General features: G+C 45.6%; 9 protein-coding genes and 1 tRNA gene. 5 read left to right on the forward strand and 5 right to left on the reverse strand.

Annotation, left to right across the window (positions count from 1 at the left end):
- Positions 1-220: 220 nt before the first annotated feature.
- Positions 221-1,183 carry an orange carotenoid protein N-terminal domain-containing protein gene (locus JGK36_RS05435; RefSeq protein ID WP_293180650.1) on the reverse strand — a complete coding sequence of 321 codons (963 nt, stop codon included), beginning with the start codon at positions 1,181-1,183 and terminating at the stop codon, positions 221-223.
- Between the two features lie 211 nt (positions 1,184-1,394).
- On the opposite strand from JGK36_RS05435, the gene queG reads away from it, so the two are divergent.
- The 3 genes from queG (at position 1,395) to JGK36_RS05450 (ending at position 3,605) form a co-directional block, all read left to right on the forward strand.
- Complete coding sequence (gene queG / locus JGK36_RS05440) at positions 1,395-2,378, forward strand: tRNA epoxyqueuosine(34) reductase QueG (protein ID WP_293180653.1); 984 nt, start codon at positions 1,395-1,397, stop codon at positions 2,376-2,378.
- A 439-nt stretch (positions 2,379-2,817) separates the two neighbouring features.
- Positions 2,818-2,889 (forward strand) — tRNA-OTHER (locus JGK36_RS05445).
- 77 nt (positions 2,890-2,966) lie between these two features.
- Complete coding sequence (locus tag JGK36_RS05450) at positions 2,967-3,605, forward strand: HAD-IA family hydrolase (RefSeq protein WP_293180656.1); 639 nt, start codon at positions 2,967-2,969, stop codon at positions 3,603-3,605.
- A gap of 498 nt (positions 3,606-4,103) precedes the next feature.
- Here JGK36_RS05450 and JGK36_RS05455 read toward each other — a convergent pair whose 3' ends face one another.
- Together JGK36_RS05455 and JGK36_RS05460 are read right to left on the reverse strand one after the other, a co-directional pair.
- The gene (locus JGK36_RS05455; protein WP_293196406.1) at positions 4,104-4,931 is read right to left on the reverse strand and encodes an SWIM zinc finger family protein; all 828 of its coding nucleotides are present in this window, start codon (positions 4,929-4,931) and stop codon (positions 4,104-4,106) included.
- Positions 4,932-5,176: 245 nt separating this feature from the next.
- Positions 5,177-8,536, reverse strand: coding sequence for a DEAD/DEAH box helicase (locus tag JGK36_RS05460; RefSeq protein WP_293196408.1), 3,360 nt, complete (start codon positions 8,534-8,536; stop codon positions 5,177-5,179).
- A gap of 264 nt (positions 8,537-8,800) precedes the next feature.
- Between JGK36_RS05460 and JGK36_RS05465 the strand changes: the two genes are divergently transcribed.
- Both JGK36_RS05465 and JGK36_RS05470 read left to right on the forward strand, forming a co-directional pair.
- A complete protein-coding gene (locus JGK36_RS05465; protein WP_293150440.1) occupies positions 8,801-8,968 on the forward strand; it encodes a hypothetical protein in 168 nt (55 codons plus the stop codon).
- Positions 8,937-11,084, forward strand: a complete 2,148-nt coding sequence (locus JGK36_RS05470; protein WP_293180665.1) for a polyribonucleotide nucleotidyltransferase — start codon at positions 8,937-8,939, stop codon at positions 11,082-11,084. The genes JGK36_RS05465 and JGK36_RS05470 overlap by 32 nt, the downstream gene beginning before the upstream one ends.
- 603 nt (positions 11,085-11,687) lie before the next feature.
- Here the strand turns inward: JGK36_RS05470 and JGK36_RS05475 are convergent.
- Positions 11,688-12,911, reverse strand: a complete 1,224-nt coding sequence (locus tag JGK36_RS05475) for a Rid family detoxifying hydrolase (protein WP_293196410.1) — start codon at positions 12,909-12,911, stop codon at positions 11,688-11,690.
- A 127-nt stretch (positions 12,912-13,038) separates the two neighbouring features.
- Complete coding sequence (msrB, locus tag JGK36_RS05480; RefSeq protein ID WP_363319149.1) at positions 13,039-13,536, reverse strand: peptide-methionine (R)-S-oxide reductase MsrB; 498 nt, start codon at positions 13,534-13,536, stop codon at positions 13,039-13,041.

Below are 13,536 nucleotides of genomic sequence, written 5' to 3' on the forward strand. Positions count from 1 at the left end.
CCTCCTGGAGCTTTGAGGCCGATCGACCGAAATTGTACCAGTTACCAAAAATAATGCAACTGTAGGCAAGTCGCAAACCCTTATGCCATCAGCCATTCCCAATCCTTGAATCCTTCAAATCTCAAATCAAAAATCGAAAAATCTCAAATCTCAAATCAACTAAACCCAGACACCTCGTGGCATCTGGGTTGCTGTAGAGTCTTTGTTAAACAAGAAGATGCTATTTGCGCATCAAATTCATCAATTCCTTAGGAGAAGCCAACAAGTCGATCGCCACAAAGAAAATTTGACCTTGAGGATCGAGCATAAACCGCCACGCGATGTTCATACCCACATTGGCGCCGAACCAAGGAGTTTCGACTTTACCCGTGACTTTGACTTGGCGGTAGCCATCTTCAGCAGGCTCCGACACACCTCGCTCGGGCAGCATTTTCAGGCCGATGCACTCTTCCCGCATATAGTTGAGGATAGCTTCGCGACCGACGATCGGCTTTTGGAAAGGCGGTTGGAGAGCACCGTCTTCAGCAAATAAACCGACGGCTGGGGTGAAGTCGAAGGCGTTCATGTTGTCGATGTAGCTGAGCACAGTTTGCTCGCTGATACCCTCAATCTGGGTTTTCACCCGCTCTGCTACAGCGGTTGGAGTGCTGCGAGGAGCAGAGCGTTTGCCGTATTCTTGGCTGAAATCGGGATCGTAGCCCATGTGAACTACGGTGTTGCGAAGTACAGTAATTTGTTGACCCGGATCGAGCTTCTTGATGGTTTCAAGGACTTGGGTTGCTTCGGGAGACATTTGATAGCCAGCAGGGATGGGAGCGACAGCGCCCTGTTTCATCAACTGTCCCAACTCGTACCAGAAACCGAGTTTAGTATTGACGCGTAATGAAGTGTAAATCCGGCCGATGGTGGTGTCGGCGTTGCTGGCTAGGTCAAACATGGTTTTGCTTTGAGCAGCCGGCGACATCTGTTTGATTTCGCCCAGGACGCCTTCAACCAGCGCCATGCTGGCTACTCCCGGGGCGGCTGCGGTAATGGAAATGCCCATTTCGGTGTAAGCATACCAGAGCAGTGCGAGTTGGTCTTCAACGCTGAGTTTGTAGAACGAGTCCGTGGTGGCCGGAACAGCACTAGCAATCTCGGTGTTCGAGAAAATAGATTGAGCTGATTGAATGCTAACTGCCATGTTTATACTGTGGGATTCGCTGTAGGTTTGATTTCCGTACTTGAGATGTGCGAATCGAATTCTCCCTTAATTAAAATTATGTAACGTTTTTGACAAATTACAGTTCAAATTTATAAATATAAAGATTGTGAAAGTATTATGAATTCTGTCGTAAAATCAGTCTAAATATTAATAGACTTATAGCCCATTTTGTGATATGGTTTTTTATCCGATGAAAATAACAATTAATAGCGATCGCATTAAGCAAAAAGGCCTAGAGTTGGGATTTCACAAAGTCGGGATCGCCTCAGCAGACGCAGATGTCGATCGAGAAAAACAAAGATTGCAGGCTTGGCTGGACAAGGGTTATCAGGCGGATATGGCATGGATGGCTAACCCGAAACGGCTGGATATTCGATCGCTCGTGCCAGATGTGCAGTCATTAATATGTGTCGCCCTCAATTACTACACGCCTCACCAACGCCCCGAGAATCCCCCGTTGGAGGGGGGGGACGATGCAGTCAGAGAGTATGCTAAAATCTCTCGCTACGGCTGGGGGCGGGATTACCACAAAATTTTGCACAAAAAACTGAAGCTGTTAGCAAATTGGGTGCGATCGCAAGGCGAAGGAATTGAAGCACGGTATTATGCTGATACCGGGCCGGTTCAGGATAAAGTGTGGGCGCAGCGGGCGGGGATTGGCTGGATGGCTAAAAATGGTAATGTAATTTCGCGAGAATACGGTTCTTGGGTGTTTTTGGGCGAAATTTTGACTAATATCGAGTTAGAGCCGGATGCGCCACACACCGAACATTGCGGTACCTGCACTCGCTGCATCGAGGCGTGTCCGACGAAAGCAATTACTGAGCCTTTTGTCGTGAATGCCGATCGGTGCATAGCTTATCATACGATCGAGAATCGAGCCGAAAAACTGCCCGACGAAATTGCATCTAATTTACAAGGTTGGGTAGCAGGTTGCGACATTTGTCAAGATGTTTGTCCCTGGAATCAGCGATTTGCCAAACCAACGGATGTTGCAGAATTTGAGCCTTATCCTGAAAACATAGCACCGACACTTGCAGAATTAGCGGAGATTTCCGATGAAGAATGGAACCGCCGATTTACAGCTTCGGCGCTGCGGCGAATTAAACCCGAAATGTTGCGGCGGAATGCGAAAGCAAATCAAATTAATAGTCAGTTGACAGTTGATAGTTGATAGTTGTCAGTAGTTTCAGTCTTTTTTTCCTTCTTTCTGACATCCGTTACATCCCGTACATTGCTCGTTGCCGAACTTCCTTCTTTTAAAATCGATGTCTGCAAACGAACCTACCAAGAAAAAATGGTGCGTCAGTTTTGAGATGGTTGGCAGGAAATAACAATTATCGCAACTGACACACCCTACTTGATAGTTATTTATGTCTAGAGTTTGTCAGCTTGGCAATTCTCAAATAGTTGCATTTAAAATGTATAATGCAATGGGGCAGCGTAGCTCAGTGGTAGAGCGATCGCCCCGTCAATCGATTTTAGATTTTAGATTTTAGATTTTAGAGGCGACCCCACGGATAAATTCGGGGGAAGAGAGGATTTTAGATTTTCGATTTGGGATTGATTTTGTCAAGGCGAGAGACAACCGTTTGATTCGGTTCGCTGCCACCAGCAACGTAGTTTAAATGGTAGAATTCCCTGGAGTATACCGGGAGATGCGGGTGCGATTCCCGCCGTTGCTATCTTTTTTTTGCGTTAACAATCAAAAGGCAATGAGTAATATAGAAGAGATTTCCCCCTCGTGATTTAATCTTCCCCAATGACCAAAGTAATTATTTTTGATTTTGACGGTACTTTAGCAGATACAATCGATATTCTTCTGAACATCACCAACCGTTTGTCAGCAGAATTCGGCTTTAAGTCTGCGACAAAAGATGAACTCGCTCAATTAAGCAACTTAACTTCTTGGCAAATCCTCCGGTATTCTGGCATTTCTATCTTCAAATTCCCGCTGCTGATTAGAAAATTGAAAGCAGAGTTACGCAGTGAAATTCCTAAAATTGAATTATTTGCGGGAATTAAAGAAGTTTTGCTAGAGTTAAAAAACCTTGGCTTTCAATTGGGGATTATCACCTCTAATTCCCAAGAGAATGTCTTAGCCTTGCTAGAAATCAACGGGTTGCAAAACACTTTCAGCTTTATTTACTCGGGTTCAACTTTTGGCAAACATAAAGTTATTAATAAATGGCTGAAAAAAGAGCATATAAATCCTGAAGAAGTCGTGTATGTAGGAGATGAAATCCGAGATATAGATGCTGCTAGAAAAACTGGTATTAAGGTAATTTCGGTAAGTTGGGGTTTTAATTCTCAGGAAGTTTTGGCTGCACACAATCCCGATTTTTTGATTGAACGGCCTCAGGAATTGCTCGATATTATGAGTAATCTGGGAAGACTGTAACTTTTTGTAAAGAAATATTTTACATTGTAAAGTAGTAAATACTTTATGTCCGGACAGGTTGAAGAAATTGATTGAGGCTGATATAAAGAAAAAGGAAAAGATTTACTCGATCGCTCAAATAAAGAGGAACAGTATTATGTCAGCCTTTGAAACTTTCTTGACGTTCGGCTTGGCTTCAGTTTTCGCCGTAGCTACTTTAGCAACTTGGTTGCGTTTCACCAATCCGCCTTCTGTTAAACGCAATTAGTTCTATTATTGTTTTGAATTTGATATTAGAGTCGGGTTTCTTAACCTGATGGATAGTTAGCCGAAAGCCCGTTGCTCTAGAAATGTTTTGCCATCCAATAGATATTTTCTCAGAAACCCGGTTTCTGAGACTTTGCATAATTAAAAGAAACCCGGTTTCTCTCGAAATGTTTTGCTACCCAGCAGATATTTTCTCAGAAACCGGTTTCTTAGACTTTGCGTAATTCCCAGAAACAAAGAAAGAATAATCTTTTAGTCTGCTTCACTTCGTTTCAGTGCGGCTAAAACTGCTTGCTGGCTAACTGTTTGGTAGATTTTGCTCAAATGCTGTTTGATGCCGTCTGATGCGGGGGAGGATTTGGTAGTTGTCAGTTTGGCGTCGGTTGCCAGGGGAATGGGGCCTAAAATATCTAATACGGTTTCGCTGCTGGGCGGTGGCACAATCACGACTAAAGATGATTCTAGCTGTTGGTTGTATTCCCAAAAGCGATCGACCTTTGGCACTTTAGCATTCGCGGCGGGGGAATTGTCATAGGTGTTTAGCTGGGAATTTTCCTCTGCTTGGGTACCGCGTCTCTGGCGGAGTGCGGTTAAAATTTGCTCTTTGGTTCTACCGCGCAGTTGAAACAGTACGAAGGGGTCTTCGCCGAAGCGATCGCCCAATAAGTAGTATACTGCACTGATGTGTTTGCAAGGATTTTTCGGGTCAGGACAGCTACAGCGCGATCGAATATCTGACAAACTTAACGGAAATAGGGTTTTTCCGGCCGCCGCAAATACATCTTCAATATTGTGAGGCATTTCTCCAGCTAATAGTTTAGCTGAAAAAACCGCTCTTTGCGACATATTTTCAATCACGTAATCCCAATCTTCATCGGTTAAAGTATCGAGTCCTAAAGAAACTTGATAGGGTTTAGGATCAGTTCCTTGAACTATGGCAATTACTTCTTGGTTGGGAAATTTAATGCTGAGAACTTTGCCTTCCCGCGCATATTGCCATCCGCGTTCTAATCGCTTTTTGAAGCGGTAGGTATTGATTAAATCGAGCCATTGTTGTGTCCACCATTCTCTGTCAATCATAAGCGGAAGGAAGAAGGAAGAAGGAAGAAGGAAGAAGGAAGGAGGAAGAAGGAAGAAGGAAGAAGAAGGTTTGTAGTGAGGACTTTAGTCCGCAAAAATAAGGAAAAAAAGAAATAAGAAGGTTTGTAGTCAGGACTTTAGTCCGCATTCAAAAAGGAAGAAGGAAGAAGAAAGAAGAAGGTTTGTAGTGAGGACTTTAGTCCGCATTTAAGAAGGACTGAAGTCCTCACTACGAACCCTAAAAATTATTCTTCTTCTGTTTCTATAATAGCATTGCGATCGAGAATTAGTAAATTGCGAAGTTGGTCAGTATCGAGTTCAGTCAGCCAGTTTTCGCCCGCGCTGACTACTTGTTCGGCGAGAGCTTTTTTACTTTCGATCATATCGTGAATTTTCTCCTCTAAAGTACCAGTACAGACAAATTTGTGAACTTGCACATTTCTCGTTTGACCGATCCGAAATACGCGGTCAGTTGCCTGATTTTCTACTGCGGGATTCCACCATCTATCGTAGTGGAAAACGTGGGTTGCTCTGGTTAAATTTAAGCCAGTACCGCCCGCTTTTAAGGATAATATCATAATCGGCGGGCCTTGCGGATCGTGCTGGAAGCGATCGATCATTTCTTCCCGCTGCTGCTGCTTAATGCCGCCGTACAAAAACAAAACCTCTCGCCCTAAATGCTTTTCCAGATGCGGTTTCAGGAGTTTTCCCCATTCAGCAAATTGAGTGAAAATCAAAGCCCGATCGCCCTGGGCGACAACCTCTTCCAACATTTCCACCAACCGCTGCAATTTTCCCGATTCTTGGCTGTTAATGCTCAATTCCTTCGGCTTACCTTCTGCTTTCACAAGGGCAGGGTGGTTGCAAAGTTGCTTCAGTTTTACCAGCAAAGCCAGAATCATGCCTCGGCGCTGAATGCCTTCGGCTGATTCTAAATTAGCGATCGACTCTTCGACAATTTTCTGATATAGTGCCGCCTGTCCTGACGCCAGACTGCAAAATACAGTCATCTCCTGTTTTTCCGGCAAATCTTGGATGATTTCTTTGTCAGTTTTCAGGCGGCGGAGGATGAAAGGCCGCACGAGCGATCGCAAAGTATGCAATGATTCTCTATCTCCATATTTCTCGATCGGAATTGCAAACCGGCGCTGAAAGAAATTGCGCGGCCCCAAATAGCCGGGATTGAGAAACTCTAAAATTGACCACAATTCTTGCAATCTATTTTCCACCGGAGTTCCCGTCAGCGCAATTCTAAAAGATGCCTCGATTTGCCGCACCGCCTGCGACTGCTTCGCCTCAGAATTCTTAATGTTTTGCGCTTCATCTAAAACCAATCCCTGCCATTTAGTGCTTTGAATTTCCTTAGCATCGCGAAACACCAGAGAATAACTGGTAACTATTAAATCTTTTCCCTTAATTGCGGCCGCAAATGCTTTACCTTTAGCGCGTTGATCTCCATAATGGAGTAACACTTTCAACGTCGGGCCAAACTTCTTGACTTCGCGTTCCCAATTCCCTAACACTGATGTCGGACAAACCAGTAAAGTCGGGGTTTTTAGGGCATCCTGTTCTTGCAAATGCAGGAGAAAAGCAATTAGCTGAATCGTTTTGCCGCAACCCATATCGTCCGCGAGACAAGCACCTAAACCCCAGCGTTCTAAAAATGCTAACCAGCCCGCCCCTAGCGCTTGATAAGGCCGCAATTGTCCTCGGAAAGTGGCTGGAGTTGCGATCGCACTTACGGCCTGATTATCGCTCAAAGTATTCAACAATTCCTGAAGTTGACCAGTTGCTTCAAAATTCACCACCGGCAACTTTTCAATCATCTGGGAATCGCCCGAAGCCAACCGCAAAGCATCTTCCAAGGAAAGAGTCATTTGCTCTTTGCGACTAGCAAAGAAACTTTGAGCCGCCCTGACATCGGTTGCGCGCAACTCCACCCACTCGCCGTTAATTTCCACCAAAGGCGAATTCAACGCGATCAAGTTGTCAAATTCTGCCTTAGAAATGCGCTGTCCGCCGATCGTCAATTCCCACTTAAAACTTAACAGACTTTGCAAGCCCAACCCCCCCTTGCCCCCCCTTACTAAGGGGGGGTTAGTTTCTCCTACTCCCCCCCTTACTAAGGGGGGGTTGGGGGGGGTTTTTTCCGCCTTAATACTCAAACCCAAACGACTCGCCCAACCATCAGCCTTTGTCAAACTCGGCGGCAAAACCACGCCCAACCCGCTATCAGCAAACCGCCAAGCCACAGACTTAATAAACTCGTAAGCTTGCAGCGGATTTAGTTGACAAGATTGCGGTCGTTGTGCTTGCAAACTCGGCTCAATTAACGGATAAAGTTTCGAGGCTAAACCCAAGCCACTGAGCAAAGTTTCTTGAGGCAATTCAATTGTCCGCCCCGCATAATTTAAACGTTCGACAGAGTTGTTCCAAACAGTTGTCGCATCTACCAAAAAATCGGTTTCATCTACTGCTTGCAAGCAATAATTTAAACTCCAGTTAACTTTGCCTGGAGACGGCGGTAGTAGTTGAAAACAAGTGTGAAATTGATTTTGTTGAGATAGTTGATTTTGCAGCGGTGCAGCCCAAGCAGTCAGCTTGGTTGCCAACTTTTCCAAAGCTGCTGATTCGGCGCGCACAATCCCAGATTCCTGCTGCAAAGCTTGCAACCATTCGCGGGTTGGGGAAACTGTTTTGATATCTAAAGTTGAGCCAGCAGCCGTTAGCGCAGCCCTCGCAGACGATCGCACTTCACAATCTACAACACTACTCAAAAACCCCAACACCAAATCCTCCGCCCCCACCGGCAAATCCACCGCCAAAGCCCATTCCCCGATTTCTGCTTCCTTTCTTCCTTCTTCCTTCTCCCCTCTTCCTTCTTCCTTCTTCTGATATATTCGACAAGCCGCCGGCATTTGCTTGGAAAAAGTAGCGAGGCGGAGTGTATCTGTAGAACTATCTAACAAAGGTTGCCATTTAGCAATAGCAGAACCGTCAGGTTGTGGTTCTAATGCTGGCAAAAATTTGCACCTCGCCAACAAATCCAAACTCCACCTAGCAATATGAGACCAAAAACGCAAATCCGATCCGACAAAAGAGTCTAGTTCTGTGCTATTGAGTGGCAGTGATTGCAAGAAAACAAAAGCTGCTTGAGGGTTGAGTAAATAACCTTCTACTTGCCAAGGATAAAGGTAAATTTCCTCGATTTTTGTTGGTTCTTCAAGTGCTGCTGCTGAGTGCTGCGGGATTAGTGTGGCGTTGTCTGCGGAGATTTGGGTGGGAAGTGCGATCGCCCGAACTTGCCTCTGAATCGATAAATTTTCCGTAGGAATGGCTGCGGTGGTCGTTTTGGGCGATCGTCTAGTCTTCTTGCTTTTCTCCTGAATATCTGCGGTTTCGGGTAATTGCCAGTTGAGTTTGCCCGACTGCTGCAAGGAAGTTAGAAAAGTCTTCAGTTCAGATTCGGTCATTGCCAAAGGATGCTGTAGACTCATCCCCGATTTAACGGTATCAATCGCCCCAACTTTCCGCCAAGTTTCTCCCCAAATAAATAAGCCACTTTTTTCTTTTTCCAGTAGCCAACTGCCGTGTAAAATTGCCATTTTTAAATCCTAATATTTTTATTTAATTGCGAGACTTGCTACAGCAGTCCTGTTTGATTTGTGAATAATATAACTCTTGCAAAAAATCCGAAATATCTTGAAATTATCTGCGTTAATCTGTGTTTATCTGCCTGACATCTGCGGTTGACCTAATTGATCCAAATTTCCCAATCGAAAATTCATAGTACCATCTATGGAATGTGTTTGGCGGGCGATCGACCGGAGAATCGACTGGAGAACATGAAAAAAAATTAAAGAGTATAAATGCTTACAATCAAGACACTGACAGTCGATCGCCCGCCGATTATCTCTCTCTTTTGGCTGGTTCCTCTCAAACATCCTGTGGTAATGTTACGATCCCGACAGAGAAAGAATGTGGTAGATAAGGAAGCAGTGCTACATGGTAGAGATAGACAAGTCAATATCTTTTGATGGACGGGATATTAGACTGAAGATTGGTTTACTGGCGCCTCAAGCAGGCGGTGCAGTTTTGATTCAGTCGGGTGACACGGCGGTTTTAGTGACAGCGACTCGATCGCAGGGGAGAGAGGGAATTGATTTCCTGCCCCTGTTGGTGGATTACGAAGAGAGACTCTACGCTGGCGGTAAAATTCCCGGTGGATTTTTGCGCCGGGAAGGGCGTCCCCCAGAAAAAGTTACTTTGACTGGGCGTTTGATCGATCGCCCGTTGCGTCCGCTATTCCCTAGCTGGCTGCGAGATGACATCCAAGTTGTCGCAACAACGCTGTCGATGGACGAACAAGTGCCCCCCGACGTTTTGGCAGTGACAGGCGCTTCCGTCGCGATTCTGCTGGCGAAAATGCCGTTTTACGGGCCGATGGCGGCTGTGCGAGTTGGTTTGGTAGGGGACGATTTCATCATCAATCCCACCTATAGCGAAATCAAAGAAGGCGAATTGGATCTCGTGGTAGCCGGTTCTCCAGACGGAGTAATCATGGTGGAAGCCAGCGCCAACCAATTGCCGGAACAGGATATCATCGAGGCGATCGACTTCGGCTACGAAGCAACCTGTGACTTGATTCAAGCCCAGCGCGAAATCATGGCAGAATTGGGCATCGATTTCGTGGTAGAGGAACGCCCACCGCAAGATTTCGCCCTCGAAAACTTCATTCGCGATCGCGCCCAAGAACCCATCCGCATCATTTTGTCAAGATTTGAAAAAGACAAAACAATACGGAATGCAGCTTTGGACGAAGTGAAGGCAAATGCAGTCGAATCTGCGATCGCCGAACTAGCCGAAGACGATCCGATCAAACTAGCAGCCACCAGCAAGACAATTGGCAACGTTTTCAAAGACGTTACCAAGAAAATGATGCGGAAGCAAATCATCGAAGATGGCGTCCGTGTAGACGGCCGCAAGCTAGACGAGGTGCGACCCGTTTCTTGTCGTGTAGGGGTGCTGCCGTCGCGAGTACACGGCTGTGCGCTGTTCAATCGCGGCTTAACCCAAGTCTTGTCCGCAGCAACTCTGGGAACTCCAGGAGACGCGCAAGATTTAGCCGATGACTTGCACCCGCAGCAAGACAAACGCTACCTGCATCACTACAATTTCCCCCCATTTTCCGTGGGAGAAACCAAACCGATGCGATCGCCCGGACGCCGAGAAATCGGTCACGGAGCCCTTGCAGAACGCGCTTTGCTGCCAGTTTTGCCATCCAAAGAAGATTTCCCCTACGTCATTCGCGTAGTTTCCGAAATCCTCTCCTCCGACGGTTCAACCTCAATGGGTTCAGTTTGCGCCTCAACGCTAGCGTTAATGGATGCAGGCGTTCCCCTTTCGCAACCCGTCAGCGGCGCGGCCATGGGATTAATCAAAGAAGGCGATGAAGTCCGAATCTTGACTGACATTCAAGCAATTGAAGACTTCTTAGGCGACATGGACTTCAAAGTAGCCGGTACCGACACCGGAATTACTGCTTTGCAAATGGACATGAAAATCAAAGGTTTGCCCTTAGATGCGATCGCAAATGCGATCCGTCAAGCCAAACCTGCGAGACTGCACATTTTAGAAAGAATGCTAGCAACCATCGACACTCCCCGCAAGGAAATGTCGCCGTTTGCACCGCGTTTGCTAACGCTGAAAATCGATCCCGAATTTATCGGTTTGGTAATTGGGCCTGGTGGTAAAACTATCAAAGCCATCACCGAAGAAACTGGTGTCAAGATTGACATCGAAGACGACGGAACCGTGACAATTGCTGGTAACGACAGTGAAAAAGCTCAACGGGCTTACAATATTGTCCAAGGCATGACGCGGAAGTTGAATGCTGGAGACGTGTATGTCGGCCGCGTAACTCGAATTATTCCGATCGGCGCTTTTGTCGAAATTCTGCCAGGAAAAGAAGGAATGATTCACATTTCCCAGTTAGCGGACTACCGTGTTGGGAAAGTGGAAGACGAGTTAGCTGTGAATGATGAAGTGATTGTCAAAGTGCGAGAAATTGACAATAAAGGTCGAATTAATTTGACCCGTTTGAACATTCATCCCGATGAAGCGGTAGCCGCCCGCGAAGCGTTGAATAAATAGTTGACAGTTGGTAATTGGTAATTGCTTTTGGAGTAATTGCTAATTGCTGATTGGTAACTGGTAATTAGTAATTCCTAATTGCTAATTGAGATAAAATCTGATTGTTTCAGATTGATTTGGGAGTAGGTGCGCGACAGCGACAGATCGACAAAAGTGCGATCGGCTGTGGAAGTTCATACAGTCGCGCACTTTCCCCTCGGCACTTAAAACTATCTGCGATCGTTTGGCGGTTGAAACCGCTACTATACAAACGAAGTCCGCCTCCGCGGACTGAATAAAATATAAAGTATGCTTAGCTGTAGGGTGCGTCGCCATTAAAAATCCCTCAAAAAAATCGACAATCGATCGAGCGACGCACCTTACAAAATGGTCAGTATAAACAACCCTCTGCTTAACTCTTGCCCAAAATTTTATTGTACCAAGATTTTTGAGAAATAGTATAACCTAATACGGTTGACTTAAGAACAATCTGAGTTGAGGGTACGTTGTTGCGCTTCAGCGCTCTTTCCTAATATTTATAAAGAGCGCTGAAGCGCAACAACGTACCTAATTTGTCTCACGGGGAAGTAGGGGGCAAGAATTCGGAAGATCGAGTCCTAATAATCAAATAACAGCAATACAATCAATCTCTACCAACACATCCTTCGGCAAACGAGCAACTTCCACACAAGCCCGTGCCGGTGCAGTTTTCTCATCAAAATATTTCCCATAAACCGCATTGACAGCGGCAAAATCATTCATATTTTTGAGAAAAACCGTAGTTTTCACGACATCCAACCAAGTAGCGCCGGCTTCTGTGAGAATGGCTTCGAGATTTGCCATCACTTGTTCGGTTTGCTTGGCCACGTCGTCGGTGTAGACGATATCGTTTAGTCTAGTGTCGATCGCAATTTGGCCAGCTACAAACAGCATAGTGCCCGTTGCGGCGATCGCTTGATTGTAAGGGCCCACAGGTGCGGGTGCTTTGTCAGTACGAATAATTTTGCGCGTCATAGATGTTCCTGTTTGAGATTCTTGTTGATTGGTTTCTGGTTTGTAAAATTCTCCATCAGGCATGATTGTACCAGTTAAGTCTGCATCCTTGATGTTCATACCATAAGTATTGGCATCAGTCAAATCTGCTCTCTTAAGCTTAGCACCCTCCAGATTTGCTCGGATCAAATTAGCTCCTTGAAGACCCGTTCTCTCTAAAATTGCACCCCGCAAACAAGCGTTTCTTAGATTTACTTTTATCAATTCGGCTCCAGCTAAATCCGCCTTTGCTAGATTGATACCCGACAAATCATAGCTAGACAAATTGACACCGCGCAGCTTGGCTCCCTGAAGATTGGTATCTTTGATTTTTATGCTAGTTATATCTGCCCGACTTAAGTCTGCTTCAGTCAAGTTTGCCTGAGTCAGGTTTGCACTGTTGAGTTTAGCTCTGCTCAAACACACTTCAATCAAGGATGCTTCAATAAATTTTACACCAGCTAGTTGGGCATCACTTAGGATTGCTTCATTCAAGTTCGCATTACTAAAATTAGCATAATTTAAATTGGCTTTACTCAAATTAGCACCGCACAAATCTGCATCAGTGAAGTTTGCAGATTGAGCTTGTACTAACCCGCTCAAATTCGCACCTTTCAAAGATGCCTTCGTGAGGTTTGTACTATTAAGCGTTGCTTTCGTTAAGTTGGCCTCATTCAACTCTGCTGCTGTCAAGTTTGCAGAGCTTAAGTCTATCCCACTTAAGTCTGCACCTTTGAGGTCTACACCTCTGAGCATAGCTGAATGAAATTGTCGTTCGCCTTTGGCATATCTTTCTAAAAGTTCTTCAGCGTCCATTCATAACCTCGATCGCCCTCACGTCCCACAAACCACTATACCATCCGCGCGAATCAGGAGTGCACCTGCGATTTGGCGCGCGGATGATTATCGGATTTCACACCACAGAATTACCCGTGAAAGAACCTCAGCCAGCAATAAACTTCATCGCAACACCATTCATGCAGTAACGTTTGCCAGTAGGTGCAGGGCCGTCATCAAATACATGACCCAAATGCCCGCCACAGCGACGGCAATGTACCTCAATTCTAGTCCCAAACAGCGAATTATCGATCGATGTGGCGATCGCCCCTTTGATCGGATCGTAAAAACTTGGCCAACCAGTACCGCTATCAAATTTAGTTTGCGACGCAAAAACTGGCAAATTACACCCAGCACACGCATAAATTCCCGAACCGTATTGCTTGTCGAGAATGCTAGTATGAGAGCGTTCAGTAGCGTGTTTTCGCAACACATTAAACTGTGCCGGAGTCAAAAGCTTGCGCCACTCTTCCTCAGTTTTAGTAACTTCAAAAATACCATTACCAGCCGCCATAACATCTGACTTCCCCGGCAAACAGGACGATAACCATGCCATGCTGACTGTTGCTATACCAGCTTTCAAAAATAATCGTTTATTCATCAT

Source organism: Microcoleus sp. PH2017_35_SFW_U_B (genome assembly GCF_020737865.1).
Lineage (GTDB): Bacteria > Cyanobacteriota > Cyanobacteriia > Cyanobacteriales > Microcoleaceae > Microcoleus.

Bases quoted from the DNA above. Each gene is read 5' to 3' on its own strand.
- JGK36_RS05435 (WP_293180650.1), bottom strand. From the start codon at position 1,183: ATGGCAGTTAGCATTCAATCAGCTCAATCTATTTTCTCGAACACCGAG.
- JGK36_RS05465 (WP_293150440.1), top strand. From the start codon at position 8,801: ATGCTTACAATCAAGACACTGACAGTCGATCGCCCGCCGATTATCTCT.
- JGK36_RS05460 (WP_293196408.1), bottom strand. From the start codon at position 8,536: ATGGCAATTTTACACGGCAGTTGGCTACTGGAAAAAGAAAAAAGTGGC.
- queG (WP_293180653.1), top strand. From the start codon at position 1,395: ATGAAAATAACAATTAATAGCGATCGCATTAAGCAAAAAGGCCTAGAG.
- msrB (WP_363319149.1), bottom strand. From the start codon at position 13,536: ATGATGAATAAACGATTATTTTTGAAAGCTGGTATAGCAACAGTCAGC.
- JGK36_RS05475 (WP_293196410.1), bottom strand. From the start codon at position 12,911: ATGGACGCTGAAGAACTTTTAGAAAGATATGCCAAAGGCGAACGACAA.
- JGK36_RS05455 (WP_293196406.1), bottom strand. From the start codon at position 4,931: ATGATTGACAGAGAATGGTGGACACAACAATGGCTCGATTTAATCAAT.
- JGK36_RS05450 (WP_293180656.1), top strand. From the start codon at position 2,967: ATGACCAAAGTAATTATTTTTGATTTTGACGGTACTTTAGCAGATACA.
- JGK36_RS05470 (WP_293180665.1), top strand. From the start codon at position 8,937: ATGGTAGAGATAGACAAGTCAATATCTTTTGATGGACGGGATATTAGA.